Origin of the sequence: Rhodococcus sp. DMU1 (assembly GCF_012272955.1) — a bacterium.
Classification (GTDB): Bacteria; Actinomycetota; Actinomycetes; order Mycobacteriales; family Mycobacteriaceae; genus Rhodococcus; species Rhodococcus aetherivorans.
Genome location: NZ_CP050952.1, coordinates 948,712 through 966,628, shown reverse-complemented (window position 1 = coordinate 966,628; position 17,917 = coordinate 948,712). Strand labels below are relative to the sequence as shown.

The window sequence follows — 17,917 nt, the reverse complement described above, 5'->3', positions numbered from 1 at the left end:
CTCGACAACAAGATCGGAGACCCCATCGTGACCAGTTCTGTCATCGTTGCCGGAGCCCGGACCCCGATGGGGCGTCTGCAGGGCGCCCTGAAGGACCTCTCCGGTTCGGACCTCGGCGGGGTCGCCATCGCCGGTGCCCTCGCCAAGGCCGGGGTGGCCCCGGAGCAGGTCGAGTACGTGATCATGGGTCAGGTGCTCACCGCCGGCGCCGGCCAGATCCCGGCCCGGCAGGCCGCGGTGGCCGCCGGCATCCCGATGGACGTGCCCGCCCTGACCGTGAACAAGGTGTGCCTGTCCGGCATCGACGCGATCGCGCTGGCCGACCAGCTCATCCGCGCCGGCGAGTTCGACATCGTCGTCGCCGGCGGCCAGGAGTCGATGAGCCAGGCCCCGCACCTGCTCGAGCACTCCCGGGCCGGGTTCAAGTACGGCGATGTGACCCTGCGCGACCACATGGCCTTCGACGGGCTGCACGACATCTTCACCGACCAGGCCATGGGCAACCTCACCGAGGCCGCCAACACCGGCACCCGGTTCGTCTCCCGCGCCGAGCAGGACGCCGTCGCCGCCGCCAGCCACCAGCGGGCGGCCCGCGCGCAGAAGGACGGGCTGTTCGACGCGGAGATCGTGCCGGTGTCGATCCCGCAGCGCCGCGGCGAGCCGGTCGTGGTCACCGCCGACGAGGGCATCCGCCCGGAGACCACCGCCGAGTCGCTGGCGGCGCTGCGGCCGGCGTTCGCGAAGGACGGCACCGTCACCGCCGGGTCGGCGTCGCAGATCTCCGACGGGGCGGCCGCGGTGGTGGTGATGAGCCGGGCCAGGGCCGAACAGTTGGGTCTGTCCTGGCTCGCCGAGATCGGCGCGCACGGGGTGGTCGCCGGCCCGGACTCGACGCTGCAGTCCCAGCCGGCCCGGGCGATCGCCAAGGCCTGCGCCCGGGAGGGCCTGGACCCGGCCGGGCTGGACCTGGTGGAGATCAACGAGGCGTTCGCCGCGGTCGGGATCGCCTCCGGCCGCGAGCTGGGGCTGGACCCGGCCCGGATCAACGTCAACGGCGGCGCCATCGCGCTGGGCCACCCGCTGGGGATGTCCGGGGCCCGGATCGTGCTGCACCTGGCGCTCGAACTGGCCCGCCGCGGCGGCGGTGTCGGGGCCGCGGCCCTGTGCGGCGGCGGCGGCCAGGGCGACGCCCTCATCGTCCGCGTCCCCAAGGCGTAGGACCCGCGACCTCGAGGATCCGTCGAGGACCGTCACGTTCGGGCGGAGGCGACACGATCGCCTCCGCCCGAACGCGTGTCCGGGGACCCTGTCGCGCGCCGGCCGGCGCGCGACGCGGTCGACCGGGTATGCGGGATAGAGCTTGAAGTGCGAATGTCCCCTCGCTCCGAGATAAGGCGGCGGCCAGCGCGTCCGGGTTGGCGAGGATGAGGGCGATCCCGTCGCTGTCGCTGTCAGATTCGACCTCGGTGTGCGCATGCCTCCAGGCCCGAATAGGAATCGAAAGATACTGTTCGGCAACGGTTCCGAACGTCATCGGTGAACCCGCTCGGGAGCCGAACCGGTCACCGCGGCACCGAGCGCGCGGGACATCCGCGCACTCTCGAACACCGTCGGTGCCCGTAGCAGAGCCAGGACGACGGAGGCGAGCGAGTACTCCGCGCCGGCGGGCAGGTGCCGCACAGCCCCCGCTGCCCCGCACACGGTGACGGTCAGCGCGGCGACCGCGACTCCGATGCCGGCGCCGCGAGCGTGAGGAGATGCGCCGAGATTGCCGCGTTCACCACGACGGCCGCGACGACATCACGAGAGGCGCCCGCGGGTTCTCAGCGGTCGACGACGGTGGTGTCGAAGTGGTAGCGCGACGCGCGGTAGCAGTGACTACCGAACTCCACGGCGGTTCCCGAGTCGTCGTACGCGGTGCGGTTCATGGTGAGCAGGGGCGCGCCCGTCTTCTCGTCGAGCAGGCCGGCCTCCTCGCGGGTGGCCGCTCGCGCTCCGATGCGCTGGCGGGCCAGCCGGATGTGCACGCCGCGCGCACGAAGCGACTGATAGAGGCCGTGATCCTCGAGTTCGTCCGCATCCGGCGCGATCGCGACCGGGAGGTAGTTGTTCATGATCGCCAGCGGTTCCCCGTTGGTACACCGCAGCCGGCGGATCGACACCACCTCCGCGTCCGGCCCGAGATTGAGTTCGAGCGCGACCTCCTCGGCCGGAGGGCCCACCCGATAGTCGAGGAGCTTCGTGGTGGGGGTCTGCCCCGCGCGGGCGAGGTCGTCGAACAGGCTGGTCAGCTCCACGGGACGGTGGACGGGACTCTGGACGACCTGCGTGCCGACCCCGCGCTTGCGTACCAGCAGACCCTTGTCGACGAGTTCCTGGATGGCGCGCCGGGTGGTCGGGCGGGACAGATTGAGCCGCTGCGCCAGCGCGAGCTCGTTCTCGAACCGGTCGCCGGGGGCGAGATCCCCACCAAGGATGGCCTTTTCGATGGCCTGGGCAAGCTGGAAGTACAGCGGTACCGGGCTCGAACGGTCGAGCTCGACTGCGAGCTGTGCACTCACGGACCACTCCGATCTCCAGCGAGGCGGCCCGGCGGACCGCGGATTCAGCTGAAGTGTATGTGAACACGGACATACGCTTGATTGCAAGTCAATATGTCAGGACAAAACATTGACACGCGTCGGTGACATGGCGCACAGTTTCTGTGGACGCCGCGATCCCCGCGGACTGCCACCATCATCTTTCGGGAGTGCAGCCTTGACCACCACGCAGACGCAGACCGAGCGCCCGCTGGACGTGCTCGCCATCGGACGCAGCGGCGTCGACATCTACCCGCTCCAGACCGGCGTCGGACTGGAGGACGTGTCGACCTTCGGCAAGTTTCTCGGCGGCAGCGCCGCGAACGTGGCCGTTGCCGCGGCCCGGCTCGGGCGCAGCAGTGCCCTGATTTCCGGGATCGGCGCCGACCCGTTCGGCCGGTTCGTCCGCGCCGAACTCGAGCGGCTCGGCGTCCGGACCCGGCACCTGATCACCGACGGCCGCTACCCCACCCCGGTCACCTTCTGTGAGATCTTCCCGCCCGACGACTTCCCGCTCTACTTCTACCGCCGTCCGTCGGCTCCCGATCTGCAGATCCAGCCCGAACACCTCGACCTCGAGGCCGTCCGCACCGCGCGGCTGTTCTGGGCGACGGTGACCGGACTGTCCGAAGAACCCAGCCGCAGTGCACATTTCGCCGCCTGGGAGGCGCGCGGCCGAATCCGGCACACGGTCCTCGACCTGGACTACCGGCCGATGTTCTGGGATTCCCCGGCGGCCGCCACCGAGCAGGTCCAGCGGGCACTGCAGCACGTCACCGTCGCCGTCGGCAATCGTGAGGAGTGCGAGATCGCCGTCGGCGAGACCAATGCGCACCGCGCGGCCGACGCCCTGCTCGACCTCGGCGTCGAGCTCGCGATCGTCAAGCAGGGCCCGAAAGGCGTGCTCGGCAAGACCCGCTCGCAGTCGGTGACCGTCGCGCCCAACCCCGTGGACGTCGTCAACGGCCTCGGTGCGGGCGACGCGTTCGGCGGCTCGCTGATCAACGGACTGCTCGCCGGGTGGCCGCTCGAGAAGACCCTGCGCTACGCCAACGCCGCAGGCGCCATCGTGGCCTCCCGCCTCGAATGCTCCACCGCCATGCCCACCGCGGACGAGGTCGCCCACCTCGCCGACGCGACCGCCACGGAGGCCGTCGATGTCTGAGAATTCCACCCTGCCGTCGACCCCGCCCCAGCGGACCTACGGCGAGATCACCGAGCTGCGCGCCGAGGATCCGGGCGCCATCGAACGGGCCTGGGCCGCGCGGGCCACCCGGCCCGCGACGCGCGGCGACGGGCGCCTGATGATCGTCGCCGCCGACCACCCCGCCCGCGGCGCCCTGGCCGTCGGCGACCGGCCCACCGCCATGAACAGCCGCACCGACCTGCTCGACCGGCTCCGCACCGCGCTGGCGGACCCGGGCGTCGACGGCGTGCTCGCCACCTCCGACATCCTCGACGACCTCGTGCTGCTCGGCGCGCTCGAGGACAAGGTGGTCTTCTCCTCGATGAACCGCGGCGGGCTCGCCGGCGCCACCTTCGAATTCGACGACCGGATGACCGGCGCGACCGCCGCGTCGACCGCCCGGTACCGCATGAACGGCGCGAAGATGCTCTGCCGGGTGGCGCTCGACGATCCCGGCACCCTGTCGATGATGACCGAGTGTGCCCGGGCCGTCGACGAACTCGCCGACCACGGCCTGATCGCTATGCTCGAGCCGTTCCTCTCCCGGCGCGTCGACGGCAAGGTCCGCAACGACCTGTCGCCCGACGCGGTCATCAAGTCGATCCACATCCTGCAGGGCATCGGATCCACCTCCGCCTACACCTGGATGAAGCTGCCCGTGGTCGACGAGATGGAGCGGGTCATGGACGCCACCACGCTGCCGACCCTGCTGCTCGGCGGGGACCCCAGCGATCCCGACGCCGCCTTCGCCGCCTGGGAGAAGGCGCTGGGCCTGCCGTCCGTGCGCGGCCTCGTCGTCGGGCGCACCCTGCTGTACCCGCACGACGACGACGTCGCCGGCGCCGTCGCGACCGCCGTCTCGCTGGTGCGGTGAGCGCCGTGAACAGCAAGTACTACCTGCCCGCCCGCTCCACCGGCGAGGCCCCGTTCACCGTGGCCGTCACCCCCGGGACCGCCGGGTGGTCCGAATCCAGCCTGTGGGTCGTCGAACTCGGCCCCGGCGAGCACGTCGAGCACCGGTCCGGCGACGACGAGATCCTCGTCGTGCCGCTGTCCGGCTCCGCCGAGGTGCGCTGCGCCGACGAGACGGTGACGCTCGCCGGCCGCCGGAGCGTCTTCGACGGCCCCACCGACTTCGCCTACGTCGGCGTCGACAGCTCCTTCCGGGTCGCGAGCGCGGCCGGTGGCCGCTTCGCGCTCTGCGGTGCCCGCGCCACCCGCCGGATGCCGTTCCGGTACGTCCCGGCCGCCGACGTCCCCGTCGAACTGCGCGGCGCGGGCAACTGCAGCCGTCAGGTGCACAACTTCGGCACCGCGGATGTCTTCGACGCCGACTCGATCATCGCGTGCGAGGTCATCACCCCGGGCGGCAACTGGTCGTCCTACCCCGCCCACAAGCACGACGAGAACACCGACGCCGAGTCCGAGCTCGAGGAGATCTACTACTTCGAGATCGACGAAGGCGAGACGGGCACACCAGGATTCGGTTTCCACCGGGTCTACGGCACGCCCGAGCGGCCGATCGAGGTGCTCGAGGAGGTCCGCAGCGGCGACGTCGTGCTCGTCCCGCACGGCTACCACGGCCCGTCCATCGCGGCCCCCGGCTACGACATGTACTACCTCAACGTCATGGCCGGACCCGGCCCCGAACGGGCCTGGCGCATCTGCGACGACCCCGCCCACACCTGGCTCCGCACCAGCTGGGAACACCAGGAGATCGATCCCCGACTGCCGCTCCACACCGGCCGCCCGCCCCAGAGCTCAGGAGAGTAGACCAGTGGCGCCCATCAACTCCGACCGCGACGGCGCGGTCACCGGAATCCGCACGCCGGACACCGAGCAGACCGTGCGCCTGACCGTGGCGCAGGCGACCGTGCGGTTCCTCGCCGCCCAGCACGTCGAACGCGACGGCGAGCGCACCCCGTTCTTCGCCGGCTGCTTCGGCATCTTCGGACACGGCAACGTCGCCGGCCTCGGCCAGGCTCTGCTGCAGGCCGAGACCGAGGACCTCGACGCCGGGCGCGAGCCCTCCCTGCCGTACGTGCTCGGCCGCAACGAACAGGCCATGGTGCACAGCGCCGTCGCCTACGCCCGCATGAAGGACCGCCTCCAGACCTGGGCCGTGACCGCATCCGTCGGACCGGGCTCGACCAACATGGTCACCGGTGCCGCCCTCGCGACGATCAACCGCCTGCCCGTGCTGCTCCTGCCGGCGGACACGTTCGCCACCCGTGCCAGCGCTCCGGTCCTGCAGGAACTCGAACGTCCCGATTCCGGGGACGTCACCGTCAACGACTGCTTCCGTCCGGTGTCGCGCTTCTTCGACCGGGTCTGGCGGCCGGAGCAGCTGCCCGCGGCCCTGCTCGGCGCGATGCGGGTCCTCACCGACCCGGTCGAGACCGGCACCGCCACCGTCGCGATCCCGCAGGACGTGCAGGCGGAGGCGTTCGACTGGCCGGTGTCCCTGTTCGCCGAACGGACCTGGCACGTGGGCCGCCCGCTGCCCGAGCGCGCAGCGCTGGCCCGTGCGGCCGAGGCGATCCGGTCGGCGCGCCGGCCGTTGATCGTCGCCGGTGGCGGCGTCGTCTACAGCCGCGCGACGGACGCGCTGGCGCGGTTCTGCGAGCGCACCGGGATTCCGGTCGGGCAGAGCCAGGCCGGAAAGGGCTCGCTGCCCTACGACCACCCGCAGTCGGTGGGAGCAATCGGCTCGACCGGCACCACCGCCGCCAACGCCCTGGCCGCCGAGGCCGACCTGGTGATCGGGATCGGCACCCGCTACAGCGATTTCACCTCCGCGTCCCGCACCGCGTTCACCGACCCCGACGTGCGGTTCGTCAACATCAACGTGGCGTCGTTCGATGCGGTCAAGCAGGGCGCCGTCGGCGTGGTCGCCGACGCCCGCGAGACGATCGAGGCACTCGACGAGGCGCTGGCGGGCTACGCCGTCTCCGACGGCTACCGCGCCCTCGTCGCGCAGCTCGCCGCCGACTGGGAGGCGACCGTCGACGCCGTCTATTCCCCCGGCGTGCACGGCACGAACGTCGCGACGGGTGCCGAAGCCCTCACCCAGAACGAGGTCATCGGGCTCGTCAACGCCATCTCGGAACCGCGGGACGTCGTGGTGTGCGCCGCCGGGTCGATGCCCGGCGACCTGCACAAGCTGTGGCGCACCCGGGATCCCAAGGGCTACCACGTGGAATACGGCTACTCGTGCATGGGATACGAGGTCGCCGGCGGGCTCGGCGTGGCGATGGCATGCCCCGACCGGGACGTCTTCGTGATGGTCGGGGACGGCTCCTACCTGATGATGGCCACCGAACTCGTCACCGCCGTGCAGGAGGGCGTGAAGGTGATCGTGGTGCTGGTGCAGAACCACGGATTCGCCTCCATCGGCTCGCTGTCGGAATCGCTCGGCTCGCAGCGCTTCGGCACCTCGTACCGCTATCGCAGCGACCGGGGCCGGCTGGACGGCGGCGTGCTGCCGGTGGATCTGGCGGCCAACGCCGCCAGCCTCGGCGTGGACGTCCTGCGGGCGACGACCGCCGCGGAGTTCGCCGACGCCCTGGAGGCCGCGAAGGCGTCCGACCGCGCCACCGTCGTCCACGTGGAGACGGACCCGCTCATCGGCGCACCCGACAGCGAATCCTGGTGGGACGTCCCCGTATCGGAGACCTCGACGCTCGAGTCCACACAGCAGGCCCGCGAGGTGTACGAGGCGTGGAAGAAGGTCCAGCGTCCCTACCTGCGCCCGTCCGAACCCGCGCCCGAATCGTCCTCCACCGACAACTGACCCCCACCGAGAGAAGGACACCCACCACATGAGCACCATCCGCGTCGGCTCCGCTCCCGACTCCTGGGGCGTCTGGTTCCCGGACGACCCGCAGCAGACGCCCTACACCCGTTTCCTCGACGAGGTAGCGGCGGCCGGCTACCGGTGGATCGAACTCGGCCCCTACGGCTATCTGCCCACCGAGCCGCAGCAGCTCACCGACGAGCTCGCGGCCCGCGACCTGAAGCTCTCTGCCGGCACGGTGTTCGAGCACCTCCACCAGGACGACTCCTGGGACGCGGTGTGGTCCCAGATCGAGGACGTCGCCCAGCTCACCGCCGCGGTGGGCGGAACCCACGTCGTGGTGATCCCGGAGATGTGGCGGCATCCCGCGACCGGCGAGGTGCTCGAGGACCGCAACCTGACGCCGGAGCAGTGGCGCAAGAAGACCGGCGGCATAAACGAGCTCGGCAAGGCCATGTTCGAGAAGTACGGCGTGCGTGCCCAGTACCATCCGCACGCCGACAGCCACGTCGACACGGAAGAGAACGTCTACCGGTTCCTCGACGGCACCGATCCCGAGTTCGTCAACCTGTGCCTCGACACCGGTCACATCAGCTACTGCGGCGGCGACAACCTGGCGATCATCGCCAAGCACCCCGACCGGATCGGCTACCTGCACCTCAAGCAGGTCGATCCCGAGGTCCGCGCCAAGGTCGAGGCCGAGGACCTGCCGTTCGGCGAAGCCGTGCGCCTCGGCGCGATGACCGAACCGCCACGCGGCATCCCGGACATGCCGCCCCTGCTCGAGGCGGTCGAGCAGCTCGGGATCGACGTGTTCGCCATCGTCGAGCAGGACATGTACCCCTGCCCGGTCGACGCCCCGCTGCCGATCGCACAGCGCACCCGAAAGTACCTGGGGTCCTGCGGGATTCCAGCCGTCCGCTTCGTCTGAGTACGTCAGGAGCCACCGAGAATGTCCGACAACACCGATCTCCGCATCGCCGTGCTCGGCGTCGGCATGATGGGCGCCGACCACGTCGCCCGCATCACCGACCGCATCAGCGGCGCGCGCGTCACCGTGATCAACGACTACCTCACCGAGAAGGCCGAGCAGGTCGCCGCCACCGTGCCCGGCGCCCGCGTCGTCGCCGATCCGCTCGACGCGATCGCCGCCGACGACGTGGATGCCGTCGTGCTCGCCACCCCGGGACCCACGCACGAGAAGCAGCTGCTCGCCTGCCTCGACGCCGGCAAGCCCGTCATGTGCGAGAAGCCCCTGACCACCGACGCCGCGACGTCCCTCGAGATCGTCAAGCGCGAGGCCCAGCTCGGCAGGAAGCTGATCCAGGTCGGGTTCATGCGCCGGTTCGACGCGGAGTACGAACAGCTCAAGGCCGCCCTCGTCGCGGGCGAGCTGGGGCAGCCGCTCGTGATGCACTGCGCGCACCGCAACCCTGCGGTCCCGCCGTACTTCGACAGCGCGATGATCGTCAAGGATTCGATCGTGCACGAGGTCGACGTCACCCGGTTCCTGTTCGCCGAGGAGATCACCTCCGTGCAGATCATCAGGCCGACGGCCAACACGCTCTCCGGCTCCGATCTGCAGGATCCGCAGATCGCCATCTTCACCACCGAGACCGGCCGCCACGTCGACGTCGAGGCGTTCGTCACCACCCGCCTGGCGTACGAGGTGCGCACCGAGGTCGTCGGCGAGCTCGGCTCCGCGATGATCGGCCTGGACGTGGGACTGGTCCGCAAGACCCGCCCCGGCGTCTGGGGCGGCACCATCACGCCGGACTTCCGGGTGCGTTTCGGTGCCGCCTACGACGCCGAGATCCAGCGCTGGGTGCACGCGGTACGGTCGGGCGCCGAGACCGGCAGCTACGTCGACGGTCCCGGCGCCTGGGACGGCTACGCCGCCGCGGCGGTGTGCGAGGCCGGCGTCCGTTCGCTCGAGACCGGTGAGCGGGTCGCCGTGGACATGGTGGACCGCGCGTCCGTCCCGGGAGCGTGACCGCCGTGAAGATCGCACTGGATCCCACCCCGTTCCACCACTCCCACTCGCTGCTCGAGCTGCCCGGGGTCGTCCCGAACTCGGCTACGAATACCTCCAGCTGACCCCGCACGTGGACATGATCCCGTTCTTCAACCATCCGAAGGCGGACGACGCGCTGGTGGCCAAGTTCCGCAAGGCGTGCGCCGACGCGGGCGTCGGCATCGCCTCCGTGCTCCCCGTGCTGCGCTGGTCCGGTCCGGACGAGGATGCGCGTGAAGCCGCGGTGCGGTACTGGAAGCGCGCCATCCAGATCACGGTCGACCTGGGTGTGAACGTGATGAACACCGAATTCTCGGGCCGGCCGGAGAAGGCCGAGGAGTCCGAGCGGGCGTTCTACCGGTCGATGGAGGAACTCGTCCCGATCATCGAACGCGAGGGCATCGACGTCCGGATCGACCCGCACCCGGACGACTTCGTGGAGGACGGACTGGCCGCCATCCGGATGATCCGCGGTATCAATTCGAAGAACTTCGGACTGGTGTACGTCGCCTGCCACACCTATCACATGGGCGGCAACATGCTGGAGATCATGCGGACCGCCGGCGACATGCTCCGCCTGGTGCACGTCGCGGACACGATGGACCATCACGCCTCGCACGGCCTTCGCTACATCACCAATCCCCCCGGCAACGCGGTCCGTGTCCACCAGCACCTGAAGATCGGCGACGGCGACGTCGACTGGGACGAGTTCTTCGGGGGCCTCGCCGAGATCGGTTTCTACGACCGTGACGACACCGTGATGGAGGGAAGAGTCTGCAGATGTAATCCGAGCGGTTTAGCACGTGCTAATCCGTAGTGACGACCCTCACACATAGCCCCGGTATATGTCAAGACATATGCCCATATTCATCACCCGCGCGCACAGGACAGGCCGCCGGCGCGCCCCTCGTCGCGGGGATGCGTCGGCGGCCTGTCGAAGCGCGGGGACCACTCCACCGCCCGAACGGGCGCGGAGAAGCGCCACGACGGCCGGACCGGCGGTATCGGAGGGAAACCGGCTACGAAACGAGGTTGGCTGCAGCCCATTTCATATGGGAACGCACGGCGGCGGCCGCTTCGTCGGAGTCGCCGGTTTCGATGGCGTCGACGATGGCGCTGTGCCGTCCGACGTCCATGTTGCCGACAGCCTTTTCCAGGCCGGCGAACATGATGGACATGCGGATCGACCCTTCGAGGGACTGCCACGAGTGCATCAGTGTCTCGTTGCCGGTCAGACGGCAGAGGATGCGGTGGAAGTTCAGATCCGCCTCGATGCGCGCATCGAGATCGTGCTCGGCACGCGCCATGATGTCGAGCGCCGCGCGCAGGGCCGGGACCACGGTGGAGCGGTCGGGAAGCTCGGCGAGCTCCCGGACCGCGAGGGCTTCGAGGGCCGCGCGGACGGCGAAGATGTCGCGGATCTCCTTGGCGTCGAGGTGGCGCACGTAGAGCCGGCCCCGGGCGCCGGCGGAGATCAGGCCTTCCTGCTGGAGCTGGCGCATGGCCTCGCGCAAGGTGCCGCGGCTGATCTGGAGCATCTCGGACAGCTCGGTTTCGACGAGCGGGCTGCTGGGGGCGAGGGCGCCGCTGGTGATCGCGCTGCGCAGAGCCGCGACGGCCTGCTGGCGCAAACTGGTCTTCTCCAGTCCGAGCAGCGCGGCAGGTTGTGCGGCCATTGATGCCTCCAGGCGGTGTCAGCGGGCGACTGTCGACAGCAGTCTGTCGACAATGATACGGGCCCGCGCCGGCGGCGGCGCGGGCCCGTCCACACTGCGTCAGCTCAGCTCAGCTCGTCCAGGACGCGGGCGACGATGCGGTCGGTGCTCAGGCCGTAACGATCGTGCAGCGTCGGCAGGGCACCGGCGTCGAGGAAGCGGTCGGGCAGCGCGATCGGGGTGATCTTCCGGCCCAGCCCCGCCCCGGCGGCGGCAGCGGCCACCGTTTCGAACAGCCCTCCGACGACCGTGTGATTCTCGAGGGTGACCACGAGGCGGTCCGTGTCGATCTCGGCGAGCACGGTGGCGGCGTCGAACGGTTTGATCGTCGGGGTGTGGACCACGGCGACATCGACGTTGTGCCGGGACAGCTCCTGCGCCGCCTGCAGTGCCCGCATGGTCATCAGGCCGCTGGCGACGAAGACCACGTCGTTGCCGTCGCGCAGTACCTTGGCCTTGCCGAGCTCGAAGGTGTAGTCGTACTCGTCGAGGACGGTGGCGACCTTGCCGCGCAGCAATCGCAGATAGGTCGGCCCCTCGCAGGCGGCCAGTTGTGGTACCGCCTGCTCGATGTCGACCGAGTCGCACGGGTCGACGATCGTCAGGTTGGGCATGCCCCGGAAGATGGCGATGTCCTCGGTGGCCTGGTGGCTCGGGCCGTAGCCGGTGGTCAGGCCGGGCAGGCCGCCGACGATGTTGACGTTGAGGTTCGGTTCGGCGATGTCCAGGCACAGGAAGTCGTAGGCGCGACGGGCGGCGAACACCGAGTAGGTCGAGGCGAACGGCACCAGTCCGGTTTCGGCCATGCCGGCGGCGGCGCCGAGCAGCAGCTGCTCGGCCATGCCCATCTGGAAGAAGCGGTCCGGGAACGCCTCGGCGAAGATGTGCATGTCGGTGTACTTGGCCAGATCCGCGGACAGTCCGACGATCTTGTCGTTCTCCCGTGCCGCCGCGACCAGTGCGTGGCCGAACGGCGCGGCGGTCGTCTTCTGGCCGGGGTCGACGAAGGAGGCGATCATCGCCGACGTCTTGAGCTTGGGGGCGGTGGTGGTCATCGAGCATCCTCGAGGTCGTATCCGGCGGTCAACTGGTCGCGGCAGATCTGCCATTCGTGCTCGTCGATGCGCATGAAGTGGGCCTTCTCCCTGGTCTCCAGCAACGGCACGCCCTTGCCGACTCGCGTGTCGCACAGGACGACCGCCGGCGCGCCGCGCACGGCGGCACCGGCCGCGGCCTCGTCGAAGGCGCCGAGCAGGGCGCCGGTGTCGTTGCCGTCGACGCGGTAGGTGCGCCAGCCGCAGGCGGTCCACTTGTCGTGCACGGGTTCGGTGCTCAGTACCCCGGCGGTCGGGCCGTCGGCCTGCAGGGCGTTGATGTCGACCATCGCGATCAGGTTGCCGAGCTGGTGGTGGTGCGCGCTCATCGCCGCTTCCCAGGTCGAACCTTCGTCGAGCTCACCGTCGGACAGGAAGTTGAACACCCGTGCCTGCGAGTCCTGGTGGCGCAGACCCAGGGCCATTCCCACGGCGATGGGGAGACCGTGCCCGAGCGAGCCTCCGGAGATCTCCATGCCGGGGGTGTAGGTCGACATACCCGACATCGGGAGGCGGGAATCGTCCGAGCCGTACGTCAGCAGTTCGTCGCGGGGAACGATCCCGGCCTCGGCGAGCGCTGCGTACAGGCCGATGGCGTAGTGGCCGGTCGAGAGCAGGAACCGGTCGCGGCCGGCCCAGTCCGGGTCGTCGGCACGGAACCGGAGGTGCTCCGCGTAGACGGTGGCCAGGATGTCGGCCGCGCCGAGGGCCTGTCCGACGTAGCCCTGGCCCTGTTCCTGGCCCATGTCGAGCACATTGTGCCTGAGGCGGTAGGCGAACTCGTCGACGGCGGCGAGGCGGCGGTCGCGATGGACGGCGCCGGCGTGCGCAGTGGTGGTCACAGCAGTTCCTTTTCCTTGGTGCTCGATGCCGTCCCGGACCGGTGGCGCAGCGTTGCGCCGCCGGGGCCGGAGGCGTGTTCTTCTGAGCGGGTGGCCTCGTCGGCGAGGCGACGTTCGGCCGCACCCCAGGTCTCCCGGGTGAGCAGGGCGGTGATCAAGCCGATCAGCCCGAAGGCACTGAACAGCAGGGCCGGGCCGACCCAGCCGAGAGAGACGTAGAGCAGGGTGGTGACGAACGGGGTGAAGCCGGAGACCATGGCCGAGATCTGGTAGGCCAGGGAGGCGCCCGACGCGCGCCGCGCCGCCTGGAACAGTTCGGGGAACCAGGCACCCTGGGCGCCGGCGAGGGCGTTCTGGCACACCGCGTAGGCGATGACGATCGTGGCGACGATCAGGACGAACAGGCCGGTGTTGACCAGCAGGAACATCGGCACGCCGAACAGGGCGGCGAAGGCGCACACGCCCAGGTACACCGGGCGCCGCCCGATGCGGTCCGTCAGGGCGGCCCAGGCGAAGGTGGCGACGATGCCGATCGCGGAGGCGACGCACAGCGCCAGGAGCGTTTCGGATTTTCCGGCCAGGTCGTTGGTGTGCAGGTAGGAGATCATGTAGGTGATCGAGACGGCGTATCCGGCGGTTTCGGCGACCCGCAGCCCGATGCCGCGCAGGATGTCGCGCCAGTCCTTCTTGATCGACTCGAGCACCGGGGACGCGGCAATCTCGCCGCTGTCCTTGACGTCTTCGAAGACCGGCGACTCGGGCACCTTGGACCGAATGATCAGGCCCACGACAACCAGGACGATGCTGGCGAGGAACGGTACGCGCCACGCCCAGTCACCGTCGAGGTGCACGCTGAAGAGAAAGACGAGATTCGCCAGCAGCAGTCCGACCGGGAAGCCGGCCTGGACGATGCCGGTGTAGCGGCCCTTGGCCTTCCAGGGGGCGTGTTCGTAGCTCATCAGGATCGCCCCGCCCCACTCGGCGCCGAAGGCCAGACCCTGGACGATCCGCACCGTCACCAGCAGGGCCGGGGCGACGAGTCCGACCTGGGTGTAGGTCGGTAGCAGGCCGATCGCGAACGTGGCCAGGCCCATGACGATGAGGGAGGCGACCAGGACGGGCTTGCGCCCGATCCTGTCCCCGAGGTGTCCGCCGAGGATGCCGCCGAGGGGCCTGGCCGCGAATCCGACACCGAGGGTGGCGAAGGCGGCGAGGGTACCGATGACCGGATCGCCGCTGGGAAAGAAGGCGGTACCGAAGTACAGGGCAGCGGCGGTGCCGAAGCCGATGAAGTCGTAGGTCTCGATGACCGCCCCTACCGAGGAGCCGATCGCGACGCGTTTCGCGTCTTTCGTGCCGTGGACGGGACCACGCATCCGGAGAGCATCGGTGCTCATGAACATCTCCTCTTCGAACCGGGAGGACCGGTGGGGATCGGGCAGTGGATGTCGACTGTCAACAGTGTGCACCGAGTGTGACCGCCGCCACCAGCCCCTGTCAACCGTCAATCTTCGACCGTTGACTGTTGACAGTGAATCGTTCTACCGTGGTCCCCATCACCCCGCTTCCTCGAAGGAGTTCTCGTGGTCCACGACCGGCTCGGCTGCTCGTCGATCAGCTTCCGTCACCTCGCGCTGAGCGACGCGCTCTCCACGATCGCCGAACTCGGGTTCGCCGAGATCGATCTCGGAGCCCTGCCGGGAGTGTGCGACCACGTCCCCTTCGGGCTCGACACCGCCGGCGTCGAACAGGTGACCAAGGAGGTGGCCGCGTCGGGCCTGCGCGTGCGCAGCGTCAACGGCGACATCGGCGACCTCAACCTGCCCCTGACCCCGGCACAGCGCGACGAGCGGAGACGTCACCTCGATCGGCTGCTCACCCTCACCGCCGGTGTCGGGGCCCGGGCGCTGGTCCTGCCGTGCGGAGCCCTCGACCACACCCCGGTCCGGTCATTGGACGAGGACCTCGATGCCGTTGCCGCCCAATTGGAGTGGGCAGCCGACACGGCCCGCACGTTCGGCGTGGCCCTGTGGACCGAGTCGTTGCACGTGTACCGGTTGTGCTGCGACACCGCACGTGCCACGCAACTGACCGCCCGACTCTCCCCCGAGATCGGGATCGTGATGGACTTCAGCCACATCGTCGCTTCCGGCGGCGACCCGGTCGGCTTCGTCGACCTGTTCGGCCATCGCATCACCCATGTGCACCTGCGCGACGCCGTCCCGGGGAACATCAATCTCGGCATCGGCAACGGCGCCGCCGATTTCGCCGCCGGCATCGACGCCCTCACCGCCTTCGGATACGCGGGCCACTTCAGCCTCGAACTCGAAACCCGCGACATCACCGACGCGCAGCGCCCCGCCGGCACCGCGGAGGCGGCCCGCCTCATCTCCCCCCTCATTCCCTGACCCAGCCATCAACAGCCATCGAGGAGAAACCCATGTCTTCCACCCAGCGCACCGCCGTCGTCACCGGCGCCACCTCCGAGCGCGGCATCGGCATCGCCACCGCCCGCCGCTACGCCGAAGACGGCTGGGCCGTCGTCGTCCTCGACCTGGACGGTGAAAAGTCCGCCAAGGTCGCCGCGGAGATCGGCAGCGACTACTCCGTCCCGGCGTTCGGCCACGACATCGACGTCGCCGACGAGGCCTCCGTCCAGCGCGCGCACGACGCCGTCGCCGCCGAAGTCGCCGCAGGAACCCTCCCGCCCGTCGGGGCCCTCGCCAACATCGCGGGCATCACGTCACCGGTGCCGTTCCTCGACACCACCCTCGAACTGTGGAACAAGGTCATGGCCGTCAACGCCACCGGCACCTACCTGGTGACCCGCGCCTTCCTGCCGGCGATGATCGACAACGGCTGGGGCCGGATCGTCAACATGTCGTCCGTCTCCGCCCAGCGCGGCGGCGGCGTCTTCGGCAAGGTCCCCTACTCCTCCGCCAAGGCCGCCGTCCTCGGCTTCACCAAGTCCCTCGCCCGCGAACTCGGAGACACCGGAGTGACCGTCAACGCCGTCACCCCCGGAGCGGTCGACACCGGCATCCGGGTGGGCAGCACCCCCGAGCAGGAAGCCGCCATCTGCCGCGACATCCCGCTCGGCCGCACCGCCGGCACCCGCGAAGTGGCCTCGGTCATCACGTTCCTCTCCTCCGAGGACGCCGCATACCTCACCGGCACCACCGTCGACATCAACGGCGGCAGCCACATGCACTGACCGCCGGGATCCGCGCCCGGACAGACACGGCCCCGCACCTTCTCCCGGCGCACGCGGCAGGGAGACCGTGTACTGCACGACAGTGCGGTGTCGACTCACACTCCCACCGACGACCATGAGCACACCGCCCGCCCGCGCCTCCGCGGAACTCGCCGTGCCGTCCCGCGACGAGCGGGAGGACTGGACCGCCCGCGCCGACTGCCGGTTCGTCGAGCCGTCCGTGTTCTTCGGCCCGGACGACGAGCCACGCGGTGCCCGCCTACGACGGGAACGCACCGCGAAACAGATCTGCCACACCTGCCCGGTCCGAATCCCGTGCCGTGCTTATGCACTCGACAGCCGGCAGAGGTACGGCGTCTGGGGCGGCACCACCGAAGCGGAACGCCGAGCCCGGCACCCCGCCCTCCCGGCAGCCGTCCCGCCGGAACCGAGGTGACACGATCACCTCTTTCACCCGTGAACCGGTGACACCGAACCCGTGTCACCGGTTCACGAGTCCGCCACCGCCCACGAAGGATCTCGGTCACGCGGCGGAATGCCGTGGCGGCGAGTGAAACCCGGTACGCCGCGGGCCGCGATCCCGGTCTCGGCGAGGTTCAGCTCGCCAGGAACTCCAGCAGCACCTTGTTCACGGCCTCCGGCTGCTCGAGGTAGCCGTAGTGCCCGGCGTCCGGGATCTCCTGGTAGCTCGCGCCGGGGATCGCGTCGGCGACCTCCCGCGACAGGTACGCCGGGATCATCCGGTCGTCGGCGAAACCGACGGCCAGGCACGGCACCCGCACCGCCCGGTAGGCCGCGCGACGGTCGAACTCGCGGTCCATTCCCAGCTGCGCCCGCACGCCCGGCGACGTCTTGCCGCCGGTGAACTCGAACACGTCGAGCCAGTCCCGCGCGGTGTGCGGGTCGGCCAGCGACGCCGGCGACAGGTTCATCACGGCCGTGACCGCCGCTCGGTACTTCGGGGGCAGCTCGACACGGCTGTCGTACAGCTGCCGCTCGCCCTCGGTCAGGGTGAGCTGGAACTGGTCCATGCGCGCGTGCCCGGCCAGGAACACCGCCTTGCGCACCAGGTCCGGGCGCGCCAGCGTCAGCTCCTGTGCGACACGCGCGCCCATCGAGGTGCCCACCACGTACGCGGGACCGCCGAGCAGCTCGATCAGTCCGGCGGTGTCGGCCACCAGGTCGTCGATGGTCATGCCGCCGAGGCTCTCCCCCGACGGCGCGATGCCGCGGTTGTCGAAGGTGGCGACGCGGTAGCCGGCCTGGACCAGCGCGGGGACCTGGTGCAGGTCCCAGACCCGGCCGGGGCTGCCCGTCCCCATGATCAGCACGACGAGGTCGCCGGTCCCCTTGACCTGGTAGTTCAGCGGGATGCCGTTGATTGTCGCGATGGGCATGAAAACCTTCCTGAGGTGGGTGGCACGGGTGCGGCCGTACGGCCGCACGGGCACAACGGACCGATCCACACTACCCTGCA

At 70.0% G+C, this 17,917-nt stretch carries 16 protein-coding genes and 1 pseudogene; 11 read left to right on the top strand and 6 right to left on the bottom strand.

Annotated features, from left to right (window positions below):
* The first annotated feature begins 27 nt into the window (after positions 1 to 27).
* The gene (locus HFP48_RS04485) at positions 28 to 1,218 is read left to right on the top strand and encodes an acetyl-CoA C-acetyltransferase (RefSeq protein ID WP_161995413.1); all 1,191 of its coding nucleotides are present in this window, start codon (positions 28 to 30) and stop codon (positions 1,216 to 1,218) included.
* A gap of 605 nt (positions 1,219 to 1,823) precedes the next feature.
* On the opposite strand, the gene HFP48_RS04480 is transcribed toward HFP48_RS04485, so the two are convergent.
* The gene (locus HFP48_RS04480; RefSeq protein WP_168579084.1) at positions 1,824 to 2,561 is read right to left on the bottom strand and encodes a GntR family transcriptional regulator; all 738 of its coding nucleotides are present in this window, start codon (positions 2,559 to 2,561) and stop codon (positions 1,824 to 1,826) included.
* Between the two features lie 196 nt (positions 2,562 to 2,757).
* On the opposite strand from HFP48_RS04480, the gene iolC reads away from it, so the two are divergent.
* The 7 genes and pseudogenes from iolC to HFP48_RS04445 form a co-directional block, all read left to right on the top strand.
* Positions 2,758 to 3,744: a 5-dehydro-2-deoxygluconokinase gene (iolC, locus tag HFP48_RS04475; protein WP_161995557.1), complete on the top strand. Its 987-nt coding sequence runs from the start codon at positions 2,758 to 2,760 to the stop codon at positions 3,742 to 3,744.
* Positions 3,737 to 4,639, top strand: a complete 903-nt coding sequence (locus tag HFP48_RS04470) for a hypothetical protein (RefSeq protein WP_006937913.1) — start codon at positions 3,737 to 3,739, stop codon at positions 4,637 to 4,639. The genes iolC and HFP48_RS04470 overlap by 8 nt, the downstream gene beginning before the upstream one ends.
* A 5-nt stretch (positions 4,640 to 4,644) precedes the next feature.
* The gene (iolB, locus tag HFP48_RS04465) at positions 4,645 to 5,538 is read left to right on the top strand and encodes a 5-deoxy-glucuronate isomerase (protein ID WP_168579083.1); all 894 of its coding nucleotides are present in this window, start codon (positions 4,645 to 4,647) and stop codon (positions 5,536 to 5,538) included.
* Positions 5,539 to 5,542: 4 nt separating this feature from the next.
* On the top strand, positions 5,543 to 7,558 hold the full coding sequence (gene iolD / locus HFP48_RS04460; protein ID WP_168579082.1) for a 3D-(3,5/4)-trihydroxycyclohexane-1,2-dione acylhydrolase (decyclizing): 2,016 nt from the start codon (positions 5,543 to 5,545) through the stop codon (positions 7,556 to 7,558).
* A gap of 28 nt (positions 7,559 to 7,586) precedes the next feature.
* Entirely contained in the window at positions 7,587 to 8,492 is a 906-nt protein-coding gene (locus HFP48_RS04455; RefSeq protein ID WP_168579081.1) for a sugar phosphate isomerase/epimerase, read from the top strand.
* Between the two features lie 21 nt (positions 8,493 to 8,513).
* The gene (locus HFP48_RS04450) at positions 8,514 to 9,554 is read left to right on the top strand and encodes a Gfo/Idh/MocA family oxidoreductase (protein ID WP_168579080.1); all 1,041 of its coding nucleotides are present in this window, start codon (positions 8,514 to 8,516) and stop codon (positions 9,552 to 9,554) included.
* A gap of 5 nt (positions 9,555 to 9,559) precedes the next feature.
* Positions 9,560 to 10,338, top strand: a pseudogene (locus HFP48_RS04445) (sugar phosphate isomerase/epimerase family protein); the annotation flags it as partial.
* Between the two features lie 256 nt (positions 10,339 to 10,594).
* Here the strand turns inward: HFP48_RS04445 and HFP48_RS04440 are convergent.
* From HFP48_RS04440 to HFP48_RS04425, 4 genes are all read right to left on the bottom strand, one after another.
* A complete protein-coding gene (locus HFP48_RS04440) occupies positions 10,595 to 11,251 on the bottom strand; it encodes a GntR family transcriptional regulator (RefSeq protein WP_065923032.1) in 657 nt (218 codons plus the stop codon).
* A 104-nt stretch (positions 11,252 to 11,355) separates the two neighbouring features.
* Positions 11,356 to 12,345: a transketolase C-terminal domain-containing protein gene (locus HFP48_RS04435; protein WP_006937901.1), complete on the bottom strand. Its 990-nt coding sequence runs from the start codon at positions 12,343 to 12,345 to the stop codon at positions 11,356 to 11,358.
* On the bottom strand, positions 12,342 to 13,226 hold the full coding sequence (locus HFP48_RS04430) for a transketolase (protein ID WP_006937900.1): 885 nt from the start codon (positions 13,224 to 13,226) through the stop codon (positions 12,342 to 12,344). Before HFP48_RS04430 ends, HFP48_RS04435 begins: the two co-directional genes overlap by 4 nt.
* Positions 13,223 to 14,623, bottom strand: coding sequence for an MFS transporter (locus HFP48_RS04425; RefSeq protein WP_168579079.1), 1,401 nt, complete (start codon positions 14,621 to 14,623; stop codon positions 13,223 to 13,225). Before HFP48_RS04425 ends, HFP48_RS04430 begins: the two co-directional genes overlap by 4 nt.
* Positions 14,624 to 14,809: 186 nt before the next feature.
* On the opposite strand from HFP48_RS04425, the gene HFP48_RS04420 reads away from it, so the two are divergent.
* The 3 genes from HFP48_RS04420 to HFP48_RS32055 all read left to right on the top strand — a co-directional run bounded on the left by HFP48_RS04420 (position 14,810) and on the right by HFP48_RS32055 (position 16,876).
* On the top strand, positions 14,810 to 15,634 hold the full coding sequence (locus tag HFP48_RS04420) for a sugar phosphate isomerase/epimerase (protein ID WP_168579078.1): 825 nt from the start codon (positions 14,810 to 14,812) through the stop codon (positions 15,632 to 15,634).
* A 32-nt stretch (positions 15,635 to 15,666) separates the two neighbouring features.
* On the top strand, positions 15,667 to 16,440 hold the full coding sequence (locus HFP48_RS04415; RefSeq protein ID WP_006937897.1) for an SDR family NAD(P)-dependent oxidoreductase: 774 nt from the start codon (positions 15,667 to 15,669) through the stop codon (positions 16,438 to 16,440).
* Positions 16,441 to 16,555: 115 nt separating this feature from the next.
* Positions 16,556 to 16,876: a WhiB family transcriptional regulator gene (locus HFP48_RS32055; RefSeq protein WP_081636978.1), complete on the top strand. Its 321-nt coding sequence runs from the start codon at positions 16,556 to 16,558 to the stop codon at positions 16,874 to 16,876.
* Between the two features lie 160 nt (positions 16,877 to 17,036).
* On the opposite strand, the gene HFP48_RS04405 is transcribed toward HFP48_RS32055, so the two are convergent.
* A complete protein-coding gene (locus HFP48_RS04405) occupies positions 17,037 to 17,837 on the bottom strand; it encodes an alpha/beta hydrolase (protein ID WP_006937895.1) in 801 nt (266 codons plus the stop codon).
* Positions 17,838 to 17,917: the final 80 nt, after the last annotated feature.

Excerpts from the sequence above, each read along its gene's own strand:
- HFP48_RS04435 (WP_006937901.1), bottom strand. The coding sequence starts at position 12,345 with ATGACCACCACCGCCCCCAAGCTCAAGACGTCGGCGATGATCGCCTCC.
- HFP48_RS04440 (WP_065923032.1), bottom strand. The coding sequence starts at position 11,251 with ATGGCCGCACAACCTGCCGCGCTGCTCGGACTGGAGAAGACCAGTTTG.
- HFP48_RS04405 (WP_006937895.1), bottom strand. The coding sequence starts at position 17,837 with ATGCCCATCGCGACAATCAACGGCATCCCGCTGAACTACCAGGTCAAG.
- HFP48_RS04415 (WP_006937897.1), top strand. The coding sequence starts at position 15,667 with ATGTCTTCCACCCAGCGCACCGCCGTCGTCACCGGCGCCACCTCCGAG.
- HFP48_RS04470 (WP_006937913.1), top strand. The coding sequence starts at position 3,737 with ATGTCTGAGAATTCCACCCTGCCGTCGACCCCGCCCCAGCGGACCTAC.
- HFP48_RS04455 (WP_168579081.1), top strand. The coding sequence starts at position 7,587 with ATGAGCACCATCCGCGTCGGCTCCGCTCCCGACTCCTGGGGCGTCTGG.
- HFP48_RS32055 (WP_081636978.1), top strand. The coding sequence starts at position 16,556 with ATGAGCACACCGCCCGCCCGCGCCTCCGCGGAACTCGCCGTGCCGTCC.
- HFP48_RS04425 (WP_168579079.1), bottom strand. The coding sequence starts at position 14,623 with ATGAGCACCGATGCTCTCCGGATGCGTGGTCCCGTCCACGGCACGAAA.
- HFP48_RS04450 (WP_168579080.1), top strand. The coding sequence starts at position 8,514 with ATGTCCGACAACACCGATCTCCGCATCGCCGTGCTCGGCGTCGGCATG.